Origin of the sequence: Legionella shakespearei DSM 23087, assembly GCF_000373765.1 — a bacterium.
GTDB classification, from domain to species: domain Bacteria; phylum Pseudomonadota; class Gammaproteobacteria; order Legionellales; family Legionellaceae; genus Legionella; species Legionella shakespearei.
Genome location: NZ_KB892408.1, coordinates 1 through 21,851, shown reverse-complemented (window position 1 = coordinate 21,851; position 21,851 = coordinate 1). Strand labels below are relative to the sequence as shown.

Below are 21,851 nucleotides of genomic sequence, written 5' to 3'. Positions count from 1 at the left end.
TAATAGTGCATCTGATTTTCTGCATTATTTATTAGAAGAAGGACATTCTTGGATAGCAGGAAGGATTTGTGGCGCACTTCAAAATATTGGCAAATTTCACGTGGCAGAAGAGATCAAAAAAACCATGGAGAGGGCCGGTTATCAAATACGAGAAGAAGATCCATTTTTAACAAATACACCGATAGATTTTTCCGCAACTTATAAGCCAGCGTATCGAAGTCGTTTGGAAGTTATGTGGCATGAGATGCGCGATATAGTTCGAGAAAACTTTCCTAAACCCCATCTTACAACAATCGATATTAAAAAATATATAGAACAGGTAGACGAAAAGTACATCTCGGACGCTTACCATTCTCTATCTATTGAAGGTTATCAAGTAAGCCGCGACTTAATTGAAAAGGTTCGTTCTGGACAATGGAATCCCGATGCTACAGAACAAGATCGAAATCACCGTAGTGCATTAGCCGCCCGTGGATACTGGCAAGCATTCCAAGCAGTAAAAAAGAGCCTTATGGAAATATTGAATGGTGACAACCCCGGAAAAATAATACAAAAAGAACATGGGGATTGGTATAGAGAATTATTTCAACCTAGCGTTGCTGTAGGTCTTTTAAAACCAACTGATTTGGCAGGATACAGACGCAGCCCTGTATATATACGTCAATCAAAACATATTCCTCCCCGTTGGCAAATTGTTAGTGAACTAATGGAAGAATTTTTTCAGTTAATAATTCAGGAAACGGAACCTGCTGTTAGAGTTGTTCTCGGACATTTCTTTTTTGTTTATATCCACCCTTATTCAGATGGTAATGGCAGAATAGGACGTTTTTTGATGAATGTTATGCTAGCAAGTGGCCATTATCCATGGACTATTATTCCTGTGGAGAGAAGAAACGAATATATGGAAGCATTGGAACAGGCAAGTGTGCATCAGAATGTCCTTCCTTTTGCTAAATTTATTGCTAGTTGTATCCATTAACACTGCAAAATCAGAATAGCTATAAGAGTTGGCGATACAAATATTCGTTACTTGAAAATAAGTAACGAATATTTGTATCAATCAGATTAGAAGTGGGAATCATCATACTTGGAGATCATTGAACTTATAACATCTATCAGGCCAATTAATTCATGAGATTCATCTTCCCCAATAATATCTAACAATTTATCGAGAAATCCAGCTAATTGATCCTATTCATCTGCATTTTGGGGCTCACGTATCACCGGTGAGATGTGCTTCCAGTGTTCTATCAATTCAATTACCTCTGTCATATGTTCCTGTAAAAAATTAGCTACTTGTTGCATGGGTTTCCTCAACCGTTCAACATCTTTCATGATATACCCCGCTGTAACATCATTGTTCATTTTATGATTGAGTAATCGCTTCAAAGCATAAGCAGGTAAATCAAGGCTATCAGCAAATGATTGGATGACCATTGCCATCCTCTCCGTACTAGCTTATTTTTTATAAAAATGACTTTCCACAGTAACTTTCTGCTTAGGTCTTAAGTAACCAATCGAGCAGTTCAATAGTCAGTGCTTTAGTAAAGAGCCATACCTCGATGATATAATGAGTCTATAGCGTTTGCCCCAGATCATTCAGGAAAACCTTAGAGTCATTTTAATCAAAAATTCTTTAAGCGAATGATAAAAATAAGATTTTTTTTTAAAAGCTCATCATTAAAATCTATAATTTCAAAAAATTGTATTTGACAAATTACTCAAGCCTAATATGATTAAAAAATAAACAGACAGGAGCTACAGAGGTCATGAAGGGAGACTATTTATGACTAATTTTAAGCTGAAAAGTTAGTCTCAAAATTGGTGATAAAGCTTCTGAGCTACATGATGATGGGAGGACACAACTCTTCAAACAGAAGTAGTATTGTGAATTACCTTAAAGATTAATTCGCAAACAGCCTTTTATTAGCGCTCATGGTGGCAGGAATTGGTTACTTATGTACCAATAATTAATATAAAAGAATACATTTTCACTCCAAAACGAGAACTTATGGGATTATTAGTTCTCTTTAATCTTTAACATTATAAGGAAATATTATGAACCATCACAAAGATGTACACATGACCACAGAGCTTTTCTCAACTCAAGAAGAAGCTGAAAAAGCATATCAAGAAGCAATTGAGGCAGGATACTCTCCTCAAGACATAAATATTCTTATGTCAGAGGATTCTCGTAAAAAATATTATGACTCTGTTTTAGTGAAAGAAGGATCAAAAGCTGGAACAGGCGCAGGCGTTGGAGGAGCAACAGGAGCTGCGATTGGCGGTATTGTGGCAGCGATTGCAGCAATCGGCACTAGTTTAGTTATCCCAGGATTAGGTCTAGTGATTGCAGGCCCATTAGCAGCGGGGCTAGCTGGAGCTGGCGCAGGAAGCATTACGGGTGGTTTAATAGGGGCCCTAATCGGTTGGGGAATACCTGAAGATAAGGCAAAAGTTTTTGAGTCTGGTATAACATCTGGAGGTATTGTTTTAGGGGTCAATGAAACGTTACCTAATAGTAATTTATCTTCTTCATGGGAAAAATATTGAGATGGATTCTATTTGAAATAATTGTACGGGTAAAGAGTCCAATATATGTGTGGGAACATTTTTGACGCATCAAGGTTTTCAATTAATTAAAAGCGACTTGCCCCCCCCCCTTTGTTCATATGTGGTGGACAACGACTTCAACGACTTGGCAATACCAGGAACTTTTGCAATGCTTTATTGATGAGTGCTTGCACGAACCTGCTACCGCTTACGCCACGGCACTTTCTAGCCTTCATATTAAATCAGTACACACCAGTCCATCTGTCGAATTGGTTTTGGCCGCATAAGTTCTTTAAGTTTGAAGTTTTTGTTTGACATAAAATTTCCAAGCACAGCAGCGCGCCGGGGCGACACGGCCATCCCCCCGCTGCCCCACAGCATGCCAAATATATCAACCGAAAAATCCCCACCCAACCCAACGATAGAATCATCAGAAGCAACTACCGGAAAATCACCATCGCTACTTTTAAATTTATAGGACCTTGCAACCGCTCGTTCTTCATTGACCACGTAGTACATTCCCTGCGCTATCACACATCTATCAATGCCGGGCAAGCGTCTCATTTCAAAACCGATTAATTGCCGCCACACTAAGCGAATTTTGTCACAATTATCACCACTTGCTTGATATAAATTAACCCACTCATGGTCAAATAGTTCGAAGGCATGTTGAAGACTTGCATAGTTATAATGCAGGCAGGGTTTAGTCAAAGTTCGAGGAGCCCAATCCTTTCGAAATTGGATGAGGGCATCACAAAGCGCGCTCTTTCGCGTCATATCTTTATTGAGCAATGCAGTTACATCCTCAGCAGAAGCTTGTTTAACAAGTTCAATCAACGGTCTCAAATCATAGGGTTTCTGTGTCAGCATGCCTTCAATATGTGGCTTATAGCGTTCATATTGAGCTATTCTTCGCTGCTCACCTTGTTCTATTTTTGAAAAATATTCCTGTACTTGCTTGGCCAGCTCATAATCACCTGCACCCAATAAAAACTCATAAATGGTGACCCGTTTCCACTCATCTCCACCGGGTGTTACCACATTGCCGGCTTGAAGCAATAAAGAGGGATTTTTATCTAACATGGCAAGTAGCGCCGTAACATCTTCTTGTCGTGCATACGCGGCGTGATGTAAGGCGTTTGCAATATCGCTATTGGGGTTTTGGCCGAAATCACTTATTTCTAGAATTATTTCGATTGGTAATTTAGAAAAAATGTTATTATTGCGATTACGCAACAGAATCATGGTGTAAACTTCTTCGCGGCTTAGCATGGATTTCAAACCTCGTTGGGTTTCATGAATTTTTGATACGATCAATAATAAATGTGCATTTTATAGACAAATAGAGCCAAAGTAAAGTAAAAATAAGATGTAATACGGGTTTTTTGAATAACCAGTTGTTTTTAGGCTGATTATTGTAAAAAAAACAGGGATAACACTAAATGGCTAAATTCGAGGTGATACAAAGTGAATTTATGCGTGATAGGCTTACCGATGAACTTAATTTAATTTAAGCGAACGGTGAGTTAATATCTCTCTTATATTACGCATTGTAATCCTCTTATCCGGCATCCCCGCTCCCCCTTTCTGATGAATAGATCGAGAATAACAAATCAATTTAAATTCAATGCGTTAAAATAAATTCTGGCGAATAATAAGAAAGTCGAGGGATTATTTATCGACTAGAGTTTGTTTATGACATCTGTAAATGATTTTATCAGTGGCGAGATCTATGAGTTCTCCTCTTGCTCCAGAAGATTCCAAATCACATAGTAGAATCAAACGTACCTTCAACTCATGGAGAATTTTTCCAGTAATTTTAGATATAATGTGGTGTCCTATTTTAACACGAGCTTCATAGGTATCTTTCACAATAGAATTTAACATAAACCTACCTCCAGTTTACTCTCTCACTTTAACTATAGCTCAAAACCTACTGAATGTACAATATTTGATCAATTTATAGTACAAAGCTATATTTGCTACATTATACTGTTATGTTTATTGATGCATAAATAGACAAATAAGAGAGAAAATACAGGCATGTTAGCAAAAATGAACTCATTAGTTCCTTGATACAATGTAAACCAATAGTTCCGATTTATTCAACAATGTCCTACCAAGTTAAACGTTTTACTTTATGCCGGTGGCACCACCAACATATCAATATAACTTAGTTGTAATAATCGCTTAGCTACACTCCCGGTCATTAAATAGTGTAATTTAGAGTGGCCTTGGGCCCCAAAAGCCAACAAATCTGCGTTCCAGTTTTTTGACTGCAGAATAATTGTGTCGGCCAAATAACCACCCATGATTTTTTTTTCAAATTGTTCATATTTAACATTGCATTCTTTTAAAAAATAATCCAACTGCTGCATAATATCTTTTGTATTTGATTCGAGCATGTCAACAGATTTACCTTTTAAATTCTGACTGTTAAAAATATCCACAACATGCAAGAGCTGAAATTGGGCTTCTGGAAAGCATTTAAAGGTAAATTCAATGGCTTTTTTACTGGGTTTTGAAAAATCAGTGGCAAGAAGTATTCTGTTATAGGAAAAACAGGGTTCCTTTTTGATAAGCAAAACAGGAGTCTTCCCTTGTTCTATAAGATGACTCGATGTGGTTCCTAACACATACTCATTTATATAATACTGTCCCTGAGCTCCTGCAATAATCAAATTTCCTTGGTTTTGCTCAGTATATTGAGTGATTTCATCTGCAGCCCTCCCAGCAAGAACTGATAGATTAACTGAAACATTGGTGGGATATTTCATAATTAGAACAGACAGCTTATCCAGCATTTCTTTCTCTAATGAAAGAAAATCTTTTGGTTGTTCACTGAGATATTGGCCAAAATCTACCGACAATGGCTGTTGTAAAACGTGTATAAAATGAAGAGGGATATGATGTCGCTCAGCTAAAGATATAGCTCTTTGTAGTGCATATTCGGCATATTTAGAAAAATCACTGGCAATAACTATGTGTTTTAGTGGCATCATTTTTTTCCTCAGAAGGATATTCTTTTAATAAAGCTTAGCAAAGGATTGAATTATCAGGCGCAACGATTTAAGTACTTCCTGCATGAGCTTTAGTCCTTGGCCTCACCATTCCAGGCTCAACGGATGTTTATTTCAAATAAACAAATCGCCTGTAGTTCAAAGATATGAATATAATATGCAATTAAGCTAATCGTTTGCTAATCTTTATATAAGCTTAGAAGCAGGGGTTTACAATGAAAATAAATAATATATTAATTGCTAGTGACTTTTCAAAGCATTCAGACTACTCCCTTTCAAGAGCAGTTACTTTAGCTGAACAGCATAAAGCAATACTCCACTTTTTACATATCTTAAACCAGCCCAGGATTGGTAATTTTTCACAATTTTCAATTGAAGAGTTGGAACAAGATTATCTTGCACAAAAAACGAAAGTTGAAAAAAAACTTTTAAAATGCATAAAAAAACACTCTCCTGACATTGAAATCTGTGTTTCTGTATTAGCAGGCAGACCCGCTGATGAGATTGTCAGATATGCTAAAGAAAACAACTGTAATATGATTATTGCTGGTGCGCATGGTGAATACTACATCAATGATTACATCTTAGGTACTACTTCAAGTTCTATGGTAAGTCATAGTAATGTTCCAATCCTACTGGTAAAAAAAGAGCCTTCTTTTGCGTATAATCGGATAATTATAGCTACCGATTTTTCCGAAGCAAGTAAAAATGCAATTGAATTTACATTCAAATATTTTCCTAATGCAACCTTTCAATTACTACATATCATTGATATATATTTCACTAAATTGTTACTAGGGTATGAACAGGAAGATACAAAAGATATCACTCACAGGTTAGATGATTTTCTTGGTAAGTGTAATGTAGATCAAACTAAATTCCAGAAAAAAATCATGGGCGGATATATTGCAGACACTATTGCCATTCAGTCTGAAAAATGGCAAGCCGATTTGATTTCATTTGGTGCTCAAGGAAACTCTAAATTACAGTATTTACTGACAGGAAGTGTGGCTAAACGATTATTACAACTAAACACCACTGATATGTTAGTTGTTCCACCAAAACAAAAATAGGACATTGATAACTATTAAAAGGTTGATGTATTGGACTATAACTATACTGGCAGAGAACTCCATACTGTTCCGTGAAATTTCGTACCTCACCCCTATTTTGATTTTAGAGTAGTTATTTATGCGCCATACACCGATTGAATGGACGTAAAAAATCAACTTCTGGTCCTAAAGGAACTATCTGAGTTGGGTTAATCATAGAATGACTATAATAATAGTGACGTTTGATATGATAGAAGTTGACTGTTTCACTCACACCAGGCCACTGATATAACTCACGCAGATATTCCGAAATATTGGGATAATCATCAATTCGTTGTCTATTACAATGGAGGTGTACAGCAATAAACCCTGGAATTAATGCCAGTCCAAATCCTATTGCAATGGTAGTAACTAAGGGAAATGAATTGATGTATTAAACAATCCTTTTTATTCGCTTCGCTTACTTTTCGTAGCTAATTATTTAATATAAAGCAAGAATAAATAAACAGAACAGTTTATTTTTGGAAAATAAAGTTTTTAAGTATTTTGTTGTAAATGTAGATAACAGGTTAATTTAAGCTACAATTATTAGTATTAAGATAGCTTACTCAAACATCTATTGAAATACATTTGAAGCAGCCAATCTGGCAGGGAGAATGCACGAGTGAAACAATTTCATAATATCCTCTTTGTGAGTAATGGGCTTGGAAAAGACACACAAGCTTTGCAACAAGCAATAAGTTTGGCTTTGGCTAGTAATGCCAAATTAAATATTTTGATACTTTGCCCATCATTTCCGCACAGTCTTGAGGAACATAAAAATTCATATGAAGCATTTCTGCTAGAGAAAATGCAGCAATCTATTGACACGGCAAAAGCCTCTTTGTCACTCGCCAAGAAAAAAATCTCTTTTAAATTAGAGATTGAATGGGGGGACACACCTGATATTCGGATTATTCAACGAGTACTCCGCGAGTCTTATGATCTTATAATTAAAGCCGTAGAAAATAAGGAAGATACAAAAGGTTTTGCAGCTTTAGATATGGCTTTATTACGTAAATGCCCTTGTACTTTATTTTTACACCGAGCATTTAACTCAACTGAAAATCTTCATATAGCTGTTGCAATCGATCCTAACGATGAGGAAATATCTGGTCACGATCTCGCCCTTAATTTATTAAAATTAGCTAAAACCCTATCTACTCATTACAATGGCCATTTAAGCGTTATTTCTTGCTGGGACTTTATTTTGGAACACTACTTGCGCCATAGTGTATTTATTGATACATCTGCAACAAAAATAGATGAAATGACCATCCGCGAGAGCGAAAAACAGTATCATACACTTCTTAAATTGGTTCATGGTGCACACATCGAAGATCCAACTATATACTATCTGAAAGGTATTCCTACCGAACTTATCCCCACTATGGTCAGTGAAAAAAAGATCGATGTTTTAGTCATGGGGACTGTAGCACGTACGGGATTATCAGGATTTATTATAGGCAATACGGCTGAAAATATTCTACAAAAAATTAATTGTTCACTATGGGCACTTAAGCCACCAGGATTTATATCACCTGTCAAAGCTTATTAAATAACGGTACTGGTTCTTTCGGTATAGAAATCAGTTCTTGTATTGTAGTGACATCCGGAGTAATTCAGTAATTACTAATATTTAAACTCATGCAGCCAACCAATAATCATAATTTTCCAAATCGATTTAAGGCATATTCTCCCATGCTTTTGGCAATTTCTTCCTCGACAAAGAATACTTTGCCTGAAATTTCGTTCTGTAATAATACTGCTTCTTCTTCATCATGTGTACGGACAACAATTTCTATTTTTGGATTAAGTTGATAAGCATATTGAATTATCTTCCTTAGATAGACAGTATCTGCTATCACAATCATGAGCATACTGGCATGAGCAATATGGCTTTGAATCAGCACGGAAGGTTCAGATGCATCTCCATAAACCGCAGGAAAGCCAGCGGCCCGTAGACTTGTAATTAATTCTCTATTTTCCTCAACTACAACATAGGGAATGTTTTTTTCAGAGAGTAAATGGGCAACGCGCTTCCCAACACGCCCATAGCCCACTAAAACCACTTGTCCTGCAAGATGCTCATCTTTTGTGGACATTGGTAATTCAGTCAAAGAATCGTGGGCGCGTTCAAGAAAATGGAGCAATCGAGGACAAGAGTTTATCCAAGCAAGAACAGGATTCACTAATTTAAATACAAGAGGGTTTAGGGCTATAGATATAAGTGCACCTGCAAGAATAAAACTTTGCCCTTCTGCTGGAAGCATGCCCAAGCGCACTCCTAGCTCTGCAAGAATGAATGAAAACTCGCCGATTTGTGCCAGACTTGCTGATACGATTAATGCTGATTGTAATGGATAGCGAAATACAAGGACTAGTACAAAAGCTGCAATTGACTTACCGATAATGATAATACCCACCACAATTAAAATTTGTAAGGGTTGTTCAACCAACACTGAAGGATTAAACAACATACCTACTGCAACAAAAAACAACACAGCAAATGCATCTCTAAGTGGTAAAGACTCTTCAGCAGCACGATGACTGAACGAAGATTCCCGCATAATCATACCTGCAAAAAAAGCGCCTAAAGCAAACGAAACACCAAATAATTTAGAAGCTACATACGCAATGCTAATTGCTGCAGTAACTACACATAAAGTAAACAATTCACGTGAGCCGGTTCGAGCTACAAGCCAAAGCAGCTTCGGGAAATATCGTCGACCCACCAAGAGCATGAATGCAATGAACGTTGATATCTTAAAAAGGGTTAAACCAAAAACGAGCCATAGCGGCGTAGTATGAATGCCCACAGAGGAGTTAGCACCTTGCCAGTGTGATAGAGGTGGAAGCAACACCAGCACAACCACCATAACCAGGTCTTCAACCAAAAGCCATCCTACCGCAATGTGGCCATTAATCAACTCAAGAGCTCCTCGCTCCTCAAGTGCTTTCAACAAGACAACGGTACTGGCTACAGATAGTGAAAGCCCAAAAAGTAGAGCACTGCTATAACTCCAGCCCCACAGGATTGCAATACAACCCCCAAGTAGGGTTGCCGCAAGTATTTGGGCTATTGCACCAGGAATAGCAATATTGCGAACTCGCATTAAATCAGATAATGAAAAATGTAGTCCTACACCAAACATCAGCAACATAACTCCAATCTCTGCGAGCTCCTGCGCGATACTGATATCAGCATTCAACCCTGGAGTAAATGGTCCAATAACAATGCCAGCTAATAAATAACCGACTATTGGGGAAATCTTAAGACGTGCGGCAATCAAGGCGAAGATGAATGCTAAAGCAAATCCCATCGCAATGGTGGTTATTAGAGGAAGAGAATCATGCAATTGAAAGTCCTTATCCTTAGTTTTCCTATATTCACAACTTCTCAAAAAATAGTTTAAAATTAATTGTTATAGAGAGTTTACTCTAAAAATTAATTAGATAAAGCAATGAGGGTAAATTTACCTATAAACACATTGAAAGAAGGATGCAAAAATTTCATAATATTGTGTTTGTTAGCAATAGATTTAATAAAGAATGGATGCGGGAACCTCTGATTTCACCAACATAATCTATAACGCCCATCTTTCATCTATTAAGTAATTCAAATGAGTAAATTTGATAAATAAAATAAAAATTCCAAACCAATGCATCATGGTGTGATATTCTCCTCACAGTACCATGGCAAGCTTATCCTATTTGTACAGTTAGCATCGAAATCGATCCTCCATCAACACCTTCAACAGGAAAGCGTACTTTTTCGCCAGTTTGACTCGCACCCAAGACGTAAAGTAAAGGTAAGTAATGCTCAGGTGTTGGGATTGAAAGTGCTGCATCCGACCCAAGTGTTCCGTAGTTCACGAGAGGTTTGTGATCACCGACAAGGAGCATCTGTTTAACAGTGTTTTCGAAGCGTGTTGCCCAATCAAAGGGCGCTCGCGAATGTTGACCCCACGCGTAGGTATGAAGATTGTGTACGAGATTGCCGCTACCAACGATCAATACCCCTTCTTCTCTAAGTGAAGCCAACTTCTTGCCAATCTCGTAATGAAATGATGCAGGCTTGCTCTCATTGATACTAAGCTGGACAATAGGAACGTCAGCATCGGGATAAACATGTTTGAACACAGACCATGTGCCATGATCGAGTCCCCAGGAATTATCGAACTTCACATCCAATGGAGCAAGAAGCTGCTGAACTCGTCTGGCAAGGACAGGATCACCTGGTGCAGGGTATTGTACTTGATAGAGCTCGGGGGGAAATCCTCCGAAATCATGAATAGTGCGTGGTGCTGTGGCGATAGTAACATCTGTATCGGACACGTACCAATGTGCAGAGATTGATAGAATTGCTTTTGGTTTTGTAATCTGTGCCCCGATCTGCCGCCATGCAGTAGTGTAGTCGTTATGCGTAATGGCATTCATCGGATTCCCATGTCCGAAGAAAATGACGGGTGTGTTGATCATCGCCTTAGCCTCCTTATCCTTCCTGGCCATTTAATGAAATTCAAAGTGTTTCATGCCTGTTAAATATTTTAGCAACAAAATGTAGACATAGCTAATTAATCTTTTTTCGCTCGCACTCTAAATTCGCTTATATGTGATTACCAGCATTAGTCTCATATAAAAACTTTATTAATCCCTCGAAATAATTTTTTTGATCATCATACATAGCTAGATGACTACCATTAGGGCAGTAGAGATAATGTCCATTTTTAAGTTGTTCTGCCATCCATTTCAGGTGTTTAGGATCCATGGTGTCATAGCGAGCCCCAATAACTAGCGTGGGGACAGTAATTTTCTCTAAATCTTTCGAGCGATCCCAGTTTACCAGGGCTCCGCCTGCTCCAAGTTCACTTGGTCCTTGCATAAGTATATAGATTTTAGAATTGAGATGTTTAAATGAACGATCGACTGGTTCAGGCCACTTGTTAGCTGGTGCGCGTAACACATGTTTAACATAGAAATGTTCTTTTAATAGCGCCGCATATCTAGGATCATCATATTGACCTGCTGCTTCCAGTTTTTTTATTTCAGAAAGCCCCTGCTTATTCATGGTTGGCATTAATACATTTTTAGCATAAGCATTATATGCTGGCACACTGGACATCATGTTAGAAATAATTAATCCTTTTAGATTATGCTGATATTTCAATGCGTACTCCATTGCTAACAAGCCCCCCAAGACTGTCCATATAAATAAAAATTACTAGGATTTAGCTTAAGGGCTTTTCGGACTTGCTCTACCTCCTCAACATAACGTGACAGGTTAACAAGCTCGGGTACATCGGGTTGGTCACTATAGGCTGAGCCTAACTGATCATAGTAATAGTACTCAATGCCAGCTCCCGGAAAGTAAGCATCGAATCCTTCGAGATATTCATGAGTAATGCCTGGGCCACCATGCAAAAGTAGTACTTTAATGGCTGGATTATTGCCTATGCGCTTTGTCCATACTCTAAATGTTCCTTTTGAAGTTTTGATAGGAATCATACGTACACCACCAGACTGTATGTCTTTTCGGCCATGATTATCAAAATATGATACAGATGAAGCAATAGCTAAATTGGATTGAATTGAACAAAACAATAATAGAAACGTACATGCAGAAAAAATCGATTTCATATGGATAATCCTTTCATGTCAAAATATAATGTATGGGCTCTCCTTGTCATCACATTCTCAATACATTACACCAATTCACATTCATATAAGAGCCTCATAAAAGAAGATAACCGGCTAAATTCTTTTCTTATTTCAATCATTTTTCTTTCAAACTGGTCTGTTTTATTCATATAAATTGCAAGCTCTCGTAAATCCCCCAACAACTTTATCGCATGCTTATAACCTGCTTGAGTTTTTGATTGAATAGAATTATTGACTTCTTGCCAAATGGCAGGCTCATTTATTGCCAAGAGCTGTAGTTCTTTTACCCTGGAGACTCGCTTTTCATTTTCTATTTTTTCTTGGACAAGCTTCGTGAGGTTATCTGCTTGATTAATTAATTGAGCACGTGTTCGTCTTGGCAAGCTTAAATCTATTTGATTATGAGCCTCGACAAAATCCTGCAGCCTTCTTTTTAATTTAATGTGCAAATCTGGTGTATTGTGCATAAAACCCACAAGAAACATGGTTTTTTCTTCTTCAGGTAATTGCGAAATCATACTATTTATCTCTGAGGCTTTAATATCTACATCCCGACTTGCTTCAGCTGCCACATGAACAAGTTCAGTATCTAATTCAAAATAGGAAACAAGTGCTTTTAACTCAGGAGATAGTTGCTTTAAATTATCAGGGATTGGCGGTTCTATTTCCTCATCTTCTACATGATAATATTGAGCTGCGGCTAACCATGCGATATAAAGTGTGCTCAAATCCCCATTTAACAACTGCTGGCGAATTGGCGCTAAGTCATCCAGCACACCATCGCCTTCTATCCAGCCACCGCCTTCTTCATCATAGATGCATAAATCGAGAATAAGCGATTCTCCGTGAACAGAATAGAAAATAACATCAGGAATGCAATAAGGATCGATTTTCGAATGCTCAATCAAATCAACAGGCAAACGAAACGTTAATCGCCGTGTACCAAAGCTATTCATATAAAGCATCATATCAAAATAATCTGCTAATATTTCCTTGTCATCATATCGAAAATCACCATAAGAGTATGTATAAATTGCCTGTGTTGGTGTAATGATAGCTCGACTTGATAATTCTTTTAATACGCTACGTGCTTCACTATCCAGCTTCCGCCCATCCGTTCTAAATTCGTAATATTGATATTCGCTCATATCGTTGTTCACTCTCTATTCATGAATAATAGGTGCATTATGCCAAAATAATGATGCTATGATATAGATTAGAAATTATTTTCTTTAGAGTTATGAAAACGCGAAAAGAACAACAGCAATTATTAACGCACATTCAGGGTCAGGCCTGAATGGCACTTACTTAAGGTTTTTTAACTCTATTCGTAGCCCGGTCTGCTTGCAGCTGACTCTTGATCACATCTTTGCCATTACCCGATCCCCGTCGTCCTGAGCGCGTCTTTTTGCGCGAAGGATCTCCTGAAAGCGACATAATGCCAGTATTTGGAGATCCTTCGCGCAAAAAGACGCGCTCAGGACGACGTAGATCGGTGTAGAAGAGACAGCTTTGCAGCCGGGAACTGACGATCGTGACACAACCAAAGTTCCAGCCGAGTATCCATTCCCGGCTGCAAGCAGACCGAGCTACGAAAACAGCTTAAGTAAGTGCCATTCGGGTTTGCCCCTCTAGATCCTTCCAATGGATTTAAGTTGGTCAAGCTGCAGCAAGCGAATTTTCTTATGTTCAACAGAAATGATTTCATTATTTCTAAATTGAGTAAAAAGTCGGCTAACCGTTTCCGCTGTTAATCTCAGGTAATTCCCAATATCTTGACGCGACATTGGTAAAACAAATTCCAAACGTTGCTCACAAGCAACTAATCGTTTCGACAAATCAATTAAAAAAGCAGCTAAACGTTGCTCCGCAGTCACGAAATTTAAATAAGAACCTATGCCTAATTGTTGGCTGACTAAATATAAAACTTGCTGCTGCAGACCCGGGTGTGCGCGTAATAATTCACAAAAATGAGTATACGAGATCTCGCACACCAGTGCATTGGAAAGAGCGGCCGTGGAGTAAAGATAATGTCCGCCAGCTATAGCCTCCAACCCCAGGATTTCTCCAGGAAAATAAAATCCCCGCAGTAATTCATTACCATCCTTATCAATTTCGTAGGTTTTTAAGCATCCTGACTTAATCACATATAGGCTATGGAAGCTGGTTTGAGGAACATACAAAGGCAGGTTTTTTTTAAGGACATGTTGCCGGCTAACAGCCGGATTCACTTGATTTACCCATTGTGAACCCTGTACATCTAACGTACAAAAAGATGCGAATCCACAGTAGGAACAGGCTTGAGTGTCTTTGTTATACATCAGAATGCCATCAAGAGCTAATGTATATAGTTTATCTTGTTTTTAAAGATTTTTACATTTTTCCATGATCTATATCAAGGTATTTGGAAGGAAACCACATATAAAATGAAATGACGCTAATAGGGTTCACTCGGAGCATATTATCAAACCTGTTACACGAGATATTACGTTGACATTAGTCATCAAGTTACTGCTTCTATTTTTGTTATGGTGGGTCTGTGTTCGAACCATGCATCCCCAGCTTGAAAAGGGCAGCACGTGGTTACTCGGCTCACAAGAAAAGTCCATTCTCATTAAGAAACAAGAGGTGTTCAAATGATACCAGCAACAGAGGTGGTCGACCTGTCTCGATTACAGTTCGCATTAACTGCATTGTACCATTTTTTATTTGTTCCATTAACCTTGGGATTCTCTGTCCTCCTGGCAATTATGGAAACCGTTTATGTCATGACGGGTAAAGCAATCTGGAAACAGATGGTAAAATATTGGGGGCTCTTGTTTGGAATTAACTTCGCTCTTGGTGTAGCTACTGGCTTAACAATGGAGTTTGAATTTGGGACAAACTGGTCTTATTATTCTCGCTACGTAGGGGATGTATTCGGTGCGCCATTAGCCATCGAAGGATTAATGGCATTCTTTTTAGAAGCCACTTTTGTCGGGTTATTTTTCTTTGGATGGGATCGTTTATCCAAACTGCAACATCTGACGTGTACCTGGCTGCTGGCTTTAGGTACTAATTTATCAGCACTATGGATTTTAATAGCAAATGGCTGGATGCAAAATCCTGTAGGTGCATATTTTGATTATCAAACAATGCGCATGGAAGTGAGCAGCTTTTTCGATATCTTTTTTAATCCTGTCGCTCAGGCAAAATTCGTGCATACTATAAGTGCCGGATACGTTACTGGTTCCATGTTTGTTCTCTCCATCAGTGCTTATTTCATGTTGAGAAACAGAAACAAAGATTTCGCAAAGCGCTCGATGACGGTTGCCGTTTCATTTGGCCTGGCTTCAGCTTTATCAGTAGTCGTTCTTGGCGATGAGAGCGGTTATCTTGCGAATGAAGATCAGAAAATGAAATTTGCTGCGATGGAATCCATGTGGGAAACGGAAACAGCACCTGCCGCTTTGACTCTTTTTGGCATCCCGGATGAACAAGCAAAGACTACAAAATATGCAATTAAAATTCCTTATGTCTTAGGCATTATCTCAGCCAGATCATTTCACACACCTTTACCAGGTATTAATGAATTAATTGAGGATGGTAAAAAACGAATCAAAGATGGTCTGTTAGCCTATGATGCCTTGAATACTTTGCAAAATGAGCCTGATAATAAAGAGGCAAAAGAACGCTTGCAAGACCATGTTAAAAATTTAGGTTATGCGCTTTTACTTAAAAAATACGCATCCAATATTAATGAAGCAACTGATGAACAAATAAATCAAGCAGCTAATGACTTAAAACCCAAAGTCGCGCCGCTTTTTTTCTCATTCAGAATTATGGTTGCCTGCGGCTTTTATTTTATCCTGCTGTTTAGCATCGGTTTTTATCTCTCCTCTAAAAACAAACTTCTCACAACACGCTGGTATCAACGAATGGCATTTTATTCGTTGCCCCTGCCATGGATAGCGGCCGAACTGGGTTGGGTAGTTGCTGAATACGGTCGACAGCCCTGGGTTGTTCAAGGGGTTTTACCAACATTCATGGGAGCTTCCAGTTTATCAACCAGTCAAGTACTGACGTCATTAACCGGATTTGTATTATTTTATACCATCCTGGCGATAGTAGAATTGTTCCTGATGGTTAAATACATCCGACTAGGTCCAGATGGAATGATTGCGGCGTAAGCACCAATCACCACATTTATTATGGAGTGTAACATGATTTTAGATTATGAAACGTTAAGAATAATCTGGTGGCTATTGCTAGGCATTCTATTGATTGGCTTTGCCATTATGGATGGTTTTGATCTGGGCGTAGCCATATGGTTACCCTGGTTTGCTAAAACAGACGTGGAGCGCCGTATTCTGATTAATGCCGTAGGGCCAACCTGGGAAGGAAATCAGGTCTGGTTTATTCTGGGTGGAGGAGCAATTTTTGCCGCCTGGCCCGATCTCTATGCTTTATCTTTTTCGGGATTTTACTTAGCCATGTTAGTAGTTTTATTATCACTGATTTTAAGACCTGTTGGCTTTAAATATCGATCCAAACTTGATAACCCCATTTGGAGAAGCACATGGGATTGGCTGCTTTTTATCGGGGGATTTGTACCTGCCCTGATTTTTGGAGTGGCAGTAGGAAATGTCCTCCAGGGAGTTCCCTTCCATTATGACACCAGCTTAAGGGTAATCTATACGGGGACTTTCTTGCAGTTGCTTAATCCTTACGCTCTCTGCACTGGCATACTTTCTGTACTAATGCTCGCCATGCATGGTGCATTTTTTATACGAATAAAAACGGAAGGAGTGTTACAACAAAAAGCGAAACACGGTGCACGTTATGCAGCACTGTTAATGATTATCTTATTCGTCATCATGGGCTTCTGGACTCATTCAATGGATGGTTATATTTTAAAGAATGTGATGCCACACGATGGCCCCTCCAATCCTTTATATAAAGAAGCCGGGATACAGGCAAGTGCCTGGTTCATTAACTATAAAACAGTACCGATTACCCTGTTAGTGCCTTTGCTGAGTGTTATATGTGCCTTGCTGGCCATTCTATTGATTAATAAAACGCTTATTGCTTTTGTATTCAGCAGCTTGAGTGTGGGCTCATTAATCGCGACCGTTGGAGTCAGTATGTTTCCATTTATTCTTCCCTCCTCAACTCACCCCGCGCACAGTCTGACGGTATGGGATAGTTCATCCAGCCAATTGACTTTATTGATCATGCTCATTGCTACAGTAATTTTTCTGCCTGTTATTCTGGCCTATACTGCCTGGGTTTATCGCGTTCTTCGAGGCAAGGTAAATGAAAAAACAATTTCAGAACAACATGCATCATACTAACTAACGTGAGTTTCGGATAAGAAGCTTGTTTTATCCAGTCGTTACTTCGATGCCGTTCGGGCTGAGGAGAGGCGGTAGCCTCGTCTCGAAGCCTTAGCACCGTGCCAAGGCTTCGAGACAGCGCTATCGCGCTTCCTCAGCCCGAACGGCATCGAAGTAAACACTGGCTCAAACAACTTTCTTATCCGAAACTCACGTTAACTAAGGAGAAGAAAATGTGGTATTTCTCTTGGATTCTTGGAACAGGGCTTGCGTGTACCTTTGCCATATTAAATGCGATGTGGTTGGAGTTAAGAGAGCAGGAAACCCATACCTCGTCTGGCTTAAACTGAATCGTTATGCTCTTGCCCCTGTATTTTAGATGATTCTTTTCTTAAATATAGGTTCCATAATAGCTAAATAATGGGTGATCTCTTTATCTCTTTCATCACGAAGTGGAGAAATTGTTGCAGACACCCAATAATATTCGCCCTTTTTACTCATATTTAGAAATTCTCCATGCCATGTTTTCCCGTGAATTATATCACCCCACATGGATTCATAGATTTCGATTGGTGTTTTACCAGATTGTAAAATGCGTGAATTTTGACCTAAAATTTCATAATAAAAATAGCCTGTCAGTTCTGTAACTTTCGTATTAATGTATTCTATTGTTCCATTATTATCCGTTATTACAACCAGCGATGGGATTTTTTCCAAGGCATAGGTAAATCTTCTTATAGTTGATTCCGCACTTTTTTGCTCGGTAATATCCCTGACAATTGCTAAAACCAAAGGCTCTCCCATGGAAGTAAAGGCACTCATACGAACATCCACTGGAAATGATGTACCGTCTTTCCTTTTATGACGGCCTTCAACATTAAACGGGCCATCGATCAATTTTAGAGTAATTTGTTCTATGGTATCCTTGGAAAAACCAATCTCAATATCCCATACATGCAAATTAATAATTTCCTTATATGTATATCCTAAGGCATTACATGCTGCAGTATTAGCATCTAATATCAATCCACTTAAGTTATTAATGAAAATTGAGTCTGTGGCAGCATTCATAAAATTCTGATAACGCTCTTCACAAATCATTAGCCTACAGAGTAATTCCTGGTGAGTTTGAATACCCTTTTTCCTCGACATGGTAAAATTTAACTCCTTTTAGCTAATGCTAGTATAAATTTAGATGTTTATTTGAACCTATTCAAGGCGAATTCCTTACAAAGGCATGAAACAGGTGACGAATCAACGATAACAATGGAATTTTTTAGGAGAACAAGAAACTCTTGTAACCCGGTCTGCTTGCAGCCGGGAATGAAGTATTGGTCAGGACTTCAATTGTGTAACGAGCGTCAGTTCCCGGCTGCAAGCAGACCGGGCTACAAAACAGCTTCAGTAAGCGCCATTAAATTTTCTTTATTGATTAGCCACTCACGTTAATTTAATCCTCGCATATTGAACAATATGGTGACATGCAACACGCTATACCAGCTCGAACTATCATTTAGTGCAATTTTATTGACATCGTTGCTTTTAATGGTATTATATTTTCATGGTAAAATGGGGTTTTTCTATACTTAATTCTTTATAATTCACCACCAAAGTTAGTTATTACGAGAAAAGACACAGAGCCCTCATTTGCCCACATCATCAAAGCGGGGTTATGTATGGCATAAATAAAAAAGGAGGGATGAAACAGGGCAGTCCGTTAACGCGCCATTCTTTGCCTGGAAACCAATTTGGCGCAACCACCACTGCAATACATCAGGTTCCACCACCAGATGGACAGATGCCTGAACAGCATCCTTTTACGAAACCCGTAAGTATTATAATGCTTGAGGATACCCGGATACGAATTAACACTGCATAAAAAGGCACGCTGCTCGTCTTTAGTTGGCTTACGCTCTATTACCACTTTATTATGGCGCACAATAGCATCATAAAAATTCCCTTTGATGCGCTTGCCGGGAAGAATGCAATGGGGCTTAATGTGCATTCCCAAAAAAGTAACTCCCTTGCTGTAATGGTGCAAATAGATTTTCCGCGGATGCAGTGTCAACTTGAGTTTAACGCTCAAAAAATCGAAAATAACAGGAATCAGCTCCTGTAGATACGCTCTGTCCTCGTGCGCCACCAGAGCATCATCAACATAGCGGCAGTAATAATTCAAACCCAAATCATGCTTCATAAAGTGGTCAAAAGGATTCATGTAAAAATTGGCAAAAATCTGGCTGATTAAATTACCTATCGGCAGCCCGCAATGGGGTTTTGAGTGAAACAGGCTCTTGTCAGGAGGTAGGCCATCCCAATTTTCTTCGCCACCTTTGATAAAACAATTCCGGGTCGGGTCATTCATCACCACCTGATAACAGAGAAACAGTAACAGCTCATAATCATCACCCGAATAATACTGCACAATAAAATCGTGCAACCTGCGCCACAAAATACTCTTGTCTATGGCCATAAAAAATCCCCTGATATCAAACTTAAGGATGAAGCAGTCTTGAATAGCATTTTGAGAGCACTGGCGAATAAAACGGCTAGCACGCAAAATCCCCCGGTGCGTTCCCTTTCCCTTGCGGCACGCATAACTGTCATGAATAAAGATTTTTTCAAACAAGGGGTTCAGCTGATTAATAATTAAATGGTGGACCACGCGGTCTTTAAAGCGTGCTGCAAAAATCTCTCTTTTCACCGGTTTGTTCACAATAAAGGCAATGGAGCGTCCCGGGCGATACGTTCCTGATTGAATCTCATCCCAAAGTGCCAGCAACTCATCTTCGTAATCCACTTCAAAGGCCAAAGCATTCATGGTGTTGCGCTTGTTTTTACGGCAATCACGATACGCCTGAAACAAATCAGCCAGTTCAATGGCTCGACCAGGAGCGGCGCTTTCAGAACAACAGGAATACATCAAAACCTCGACTATTTTTTTGGAAATAAAAAAGCTGGCCGCTTACATCGCAGCCAGCAGGTACTTCATTTGATTTTACTTAAACCCTCGCACACAACGAACACCAAGCTGATTGTTCTTATTGTTGTTCTGGTTGCTGCTGCCACTGGCGGCGAAGTTCTGGTTCCACGCGTTGTTCTGCGGATTGTCCGAGTTCTCGGTAGAACTCCAGTAGTTGCCAGCAAGTCAAAGGTGTTTTGATTTGCCACAAGGCTTCTTGCGGCAATACGATTCAACCGCATGTAATACGGCCCCTTTGCGCTTTAAATAAAACCATGCTCTCCCATGACCATCGTAACAGCCATAACTCCGGCTTTATTGATTGGCATTACGCCAACCAATCGCTTGCTTGCCGATGCGCTCCAGCAAAAGGCTTAATGCCGCCTGCTTTTTCATCGACAACAACCTCATTTCCGCTGCCATACGGATTTCCAGCCTTAAAAATTCATAATCATCCAGAAATGCTTCCAGATAAACCCTCTTATCCTGTGCCTTATTCGCCCGATACAAATGGCGCACCAGCTGCAATGAATCTTTTTTCATGTCCTGGCCAAGTGTGTACTTATGCTCCCTGCCAAATTCTTTCGTATACTCAAACACCCGAAGAGCCAACTGCCAGGCATCACGAAATACGGGTAAATCGGTGTACAACGACATCATGCCTCCTCGAACACAACCCCGGTCTGCTTCACGCAGCCCGGGGATTNAAATAGATAAATAGGTAAATGGATTAAAAGCCTCGCACACAACGAANACCNNGCTGANTGNTCTTANTGNNGNNGCCCTGGAAGCTGNTGCCACTGGCGGCGAAGNNCTGGTACCACGCGANGNNCTGCGGANNGNNCGAGNNCTCGGTAGAACTCCAGTANNNGCCANCAACAATACCGCCAAAACCATGCTGACGCAAATTGGTATAGATATTATCGATAGAACAACTATTCCCTGAATTACTCCATTCACATATAGCAGGCAAATACCAGTCATTGAAGGTGCCACCATTATATTGGTCACATATTCCAGCTGCATAAGTAGCGATATCAATAGACGATGACGGAGTGTTAACGCAATTGTCTTGATTCGTTAAACAATTTATAATACGTGTTGTATTACATCCCCCATCATTTTTGCCATCACAAGGGTCGCCACCTGACACCGTAGAATTTTGATTAATCCCTCCGACTTCATAACCATACCCACCCCATATAATACCAGAAGAAATATTCGCCTCCGTTACGACCTTGGTCACCCC

General features: G+C 39.3%; 21 protein-coding genes and 1 pseudogene. 8 read left to right on the top strand and 14 right to left on the bottom strand.

From position 1 onward, the window contains the following. On the top strand, positions 1–979 hold a 979-nt coding region (locus B094_RS16045), incomplete at its 5' end, for a Fic family protein (protein WP_018577745.1). A gap of 212 nt (positions 980–1,191) precedes the next feature. On the opposite strand, the pseudogene B094_RS16040 reads toward B094_RS16045, so the two are convergent. Next, positions 1,192–1,419, bottom strand: a pseudogene (locus tag B094_RS16040) (hypothetical protein); the annotation flags it as partial. 639 nt (positions 1,420–2,058) lie between these two features. On the opposite strand from B094_RS16040, the gene B094_RS0110385 reads away from it, so the two are divergent. After that, entirely contained in the window at positions 2,059–2,553 is a 495-nt protein-coding gene (locus B094_RS0110385; RefSeq protein WP_018577743.1) for a hypothetical protein, read from the top strand. 237 nt (positions 2,554–2,790) lie between these two features. Here the strand turns inward: B094_RS0110385 and B094_RS0110380 are convergent, their stop codons facing one another. From B094_RS0110380 to B094_RS0110370, 3 genes are all read right to left on the bottom strand, one after another. Continuing rightward, positions 2,791–3,825, bottom strand: coding sequence for a hypothetical protein (locus B094_RS0110380; RefSeq protein ID WP_018577742.1), 1,035 nt, complete (start codon positions 3,823–3,825; stop codon positions 2,791–2,793). Between the two features lie 399 nt (positions 3,826–4,224). After that, positions 4,225–4,440 carry a hypothetical protein gene (locus B094_RS0110375; RefSeq protein WP_003634920.1) on the bottom strand — a complete coding sequence of 72 codons (216 nt, stop codon included), beginning with the start codon at positions 4,438–4,440 and terminating at the stop codon, positions 4,225–4,227. Between the two features lie 251 nt (positions 4,441–4,691). Continuing rightward, complete coding sequence (locus tag B094_RS0110370; RefSeq protein ID WP_337589148.1) at positions 4,692–5,555, bottom strand: universal stress protein; 864 nt, start codon at positions 5,553–5,555, stop codon at positions 4,692–4,694. Positions 5,556–5,788: 233 nt separating this feature from the next. On the opposite strand from B094_RS0110370, the gene B094_RS0110365 reads away from it, so the two are divergent. Together B094_RS0110365 and B094_RS0110360 are read left to right on the top strand one after the other, a co-directional pair. Next, positions 5,789–6,646 (top strand): universal stress protein, encoded by an 858-nt coding sequence (locus B094_RS0110365; protein WP_018577740.1) that lies wholly within the window; start codon positions 5,789–5,791, stop codon positions 6,644–6,646. Positions 6,647–7,289: 643 nt separating this feature from the next. After that, positions 7,290–8,222 carry a universal stress protein gene (locus tag B094_RS0110360; protein WP_018577739.1) on the top strand — a complete coding sequence of 311 codons (933 nt, stop codon included), beginning with the start codon at positions 7,290–7,292 and terminating at the stop codon, positions 8,220–8,222. A 106-nt stretch (positions 8,223–8,328) separates the two neighbouring features. On the opposite strand, the gene B094_RS0110355 is transcribed toward B094_RS0110360, so the two are convergent. From B094_RS0110355 to B094_RS0110330, 6 genes are all read right to left on the bottom strand, one after another. Next, positions 8,329–10,023, bottom strand: a complete 1,695-nt coding sequence (locus B094_RS0110355) for a cation:proton antiporter domain-containing protein (protein ID WP_018577738.1) — start codon at positions 10,021–10,023, stop codon at positions 8,329–8,331. A 346-nt stretch (positions 10,024–10,369) separates the two neighbouring features. Further along, complete coding sequence (ygiD, locus tag B094_RS0110345) at positions 10,370–11,146, bottom strand: 4,5-DOPA-extradiol-dioxygenase (protein WP_026253982.1); 777 nt, start codon at positions 11,144–11,146, stop codon at positions 10,370–10,372. Positions 11,147–11,273: 127 nt separating this feature from the next. Beyond that, entirely contained in the window at positions 11,274–11,834 is a 561-nt protein-coding gene (locus B094_RS17505) for an alpha/beta hydrolase family protein (protein WP_202814216.1), read from the bottom strand. Positions 11,835–11,848: 14 nt separating this feature from the next. After that, the gene (locus tag B094_RS17500) at positions 11,849–12,304 is read right to left on the bottom strand and encodes an alpha/beta fold hydrolase (RefSeq protein ID WP_202814217.1); all 456 of its coding nucleotides are present in this window, start codon (positions 12,302–12,304) and stop codon (positions 11,849–11,851) included. Positions 12,305–12,369: 65 nt separating this feature from the next. Then, complete coding sequence (locus B094_RS16030) at positions 12,370–13,485, bottom strand: hypothetical protein (protein ID WP_155823814.1); 1,116 nt, start codon at positions 13,483–13,485, stop codon at positions 12,370–12,372. A 471-nt stretch (positions 13,486–13,956) separates the two neighbouring features. Next, positions 13,957–14,646, bottom strand: coding sequence for a helix-turn-helix domain-containing protein (locus B094_RS0110330; RefSeq protein ID WP_018577735.1), 690 nt, complete (start codon positions 14,644–14,646; stop codon positions 13,957–13,959). A 169-nt stretch (positions 14,647–14,815) separates the two neighbouring features. Here B094_RS0110330 and B094_RS17710 point away from each other — a divergent pair, with 169 nt between their 5' ends. The 4 genes from B094_RS17710 (at position 14,816) to cydX (ending at position 17,990) form a co-directional block, all read left to right on the top strand. Further along, positions 14,816–14,965 (top strand): hypothetical protein, encoded by a 150-nt coding sequence (locus B094_RS17710; RefSeq protein ID WP_420324223.1) that lies wholly within the window; start codon positions 14,816–14,818, stop codon positions 14,963–14,965. Next, positions 14,962–16,494, top strand: coding sequence for a cytochrome ubiquinol oxidase subunit I (locus B094_RS0110325; RefSeq protein ID WP_018577734.1), 1,533 nt, complete (start codon positions 14,962–14,964; stop codon positions 16,492–16,494). The genes B094_RS17710 and B094_RS0110325 overlap by 4 nt, the downstream gene beginning before the upstream one ends. 33 nt (positions 16,495–16,527) lie before the next feature. Beyond that, positions 16,528–17,658: a cytochrome d ubiquinol oxidase subunit II gene (cydB, locus tag B094_RS0110320; protein ID WP_018577733.1), complete on the top strand. Its 1,131-nt coding sequence runs from the start codon at positions 16,528–16,530 to the stop codon at positions 17,656–17,658. A gap of 215 nt (positions 17,659–17,873) precedes the next feature. After that, positions 17,874–17,990, top strand: a complete 117-nt coding sequence (gene cydX / locus B094_RS16960) for a cytochrome bd-I oxidase subunit CydX (protein WP_018577732.1) — start codon at positions 17,874–17,876, stop codon at positions 17,988–17,990. 25 nt (positions 17,991–18,015) lie between these two features. On the opposite strand, the gene B094_RS0110310 is transcribed toward cydX, so the two are convergent. The 4 genes from B094_RS0110310 to B094_RS0110300 all read right to left on the bottom strand — a co-directional run bounded on the left by B094_RS0110310 (position 18,016) and on the right by B094_RS0110300 (position 21,262). Then, positions 18,016–18,792: a PAS domain-containing protein gene (locus B094_RS0110310; protein ID WP_081621085.1), complete on the bottom strand. Its 777-nt coding sequence runs from the start codon at positions 18,790–18,792 to the stop codon at positions 18,016–18,018. Positions 18,793–19,357: 565 nt separating this feature from the next. Continuing rightward, complete coding sequence (locus B094_RS0110305) at positions 19,358–20,563, bottom strand: reverse transcriptase/maturase family protein (RefSeq protein ID WP_018577730.1); 1,206 nt, start codon at positions 20,561–20,563, stop codon at positions 19,358–19,360. A 65-nt stretch (positions 20,564–20,628) separates the two neighbouring features. Further along, a complete protein-coding gene (locus B094_RS17335) occupies positions 20,629–20,844 on the bottom strand; it encodes a hypothetical protein (RefSeq protein WP_155823811.1) in 216 nt (71 codons plus the stop codon). Positions 20,845–20,917: 73 nt separating this feature from the next. Continuing rightward, on the bottom strand, positions 20,918–21,262 hold the full coding sequence (locus B094_RS0110300; protein ID WP_248619567.1) for a four helix bundle protein: 345 nt from the start codon (positions 21,260–21,262) through the stop codon (positions 20,918–20,920). Positions 21,263–21,851: the final 589 nt, after the last annotated feature.

Coding starts and splice junctions, on each gene's coding strand:
- B094_RS17500 (WP_202814217.1), bottom strand. CDS start 12,304: ATGAAATCGATTTTTTCTGCATGTACGTTTCTATTATTGTTTTGTTCA.
- B094_RS0110370 (WP_337589148.1), bottom strand. CDS start 5,555: ATGATGCCACTAAAACACATAGTTATTGCCAGTGATTTTTCTAAATAT.
- B094_RS0110325 (WP_018577734.1), top strand. CDS start 14,962: ATGATACCAGCAACAGAGGTGGTCGACCTGTCTCGATTACAGTTCGCA.
- B094_RS0110305 (WP_018577730.1), bottom strand. CDS start 20,563: ATGTATTCCTGTTGTTCTGAAAGCGCCGCTCCTGGTCGAGCCATTGAA.
- ygiD (WP_026253982.1), bottom strand. CDS start 11,146: ATGATCAACACACCCGTCATTTTCTTCGGACATGGGAATCCGATGAAT.
- B094_RS0110330 (WP_018577735.1), bottom strand. CDS start 14,646: ATGTATAACAAAGACACTCAAGCCTGTTCCTACTGTGGATTCGCATCT.
- B094_RS0110380 (WP_018577742.1), bottom strand. CDS start 3,825: ATGCTAAGCCGCGAAGAAGTTTACACCATGATTCTGTTGCGTAATCGC.
- B094_RS0110300 (WP_248619567.1), bottom strand. CDS start 21,262: ATGATGTCGTTGTACACCGATTTACCCGTATTTCGTGATGCCTGGCAG.
- cydB (WP_018577733.1), top strand. CDS start 16,528: ATGATTTTAGATTATGAAACGTTAAGAATAATCTGGTGGCTATTGCTA.
- B094_RS17335 (WP_155823811.1), bottom strand. CDS start 20,844: ATGCGGTTGAATCGTATTGCCGCAAGAAGCCTTGTGGCAAATCAAAAC.
- B094_RS0110310 (WP_081621085.1), bottom strand. CDS start 18,792: ATGTCGAGGAAAAAGGGTATTCAAACTCACCAGGAATTACTCTGTAGG.
- B094_RS0110365 (WP_018577740.1), top strand. CDS start 5,789: ATGAAAATAAATAATATATTAATTGCTAGTGACTTTTCAAAGCATTCA.
- cydX (WP_018577732.1), top strand. CDS start 17,874: ATGTGGTATTTCTCTTGGATTCTTGGAACAGGGCTTGCGTGTACCTTT.
- B094_RS0110375 (WP_003634920.1), bottom strand. CDS start 4,440: ATGTTAAATTCTATTGTGAAAGATACCTATGAAGCTCGTGTTAAAATA.
- B094_RS0110385 (WP_018577743.1), top strand. CDS start 2,059: ATGAACCATCACAAAGATGTACACATGACCACAGAGCTTTTCTCAACT.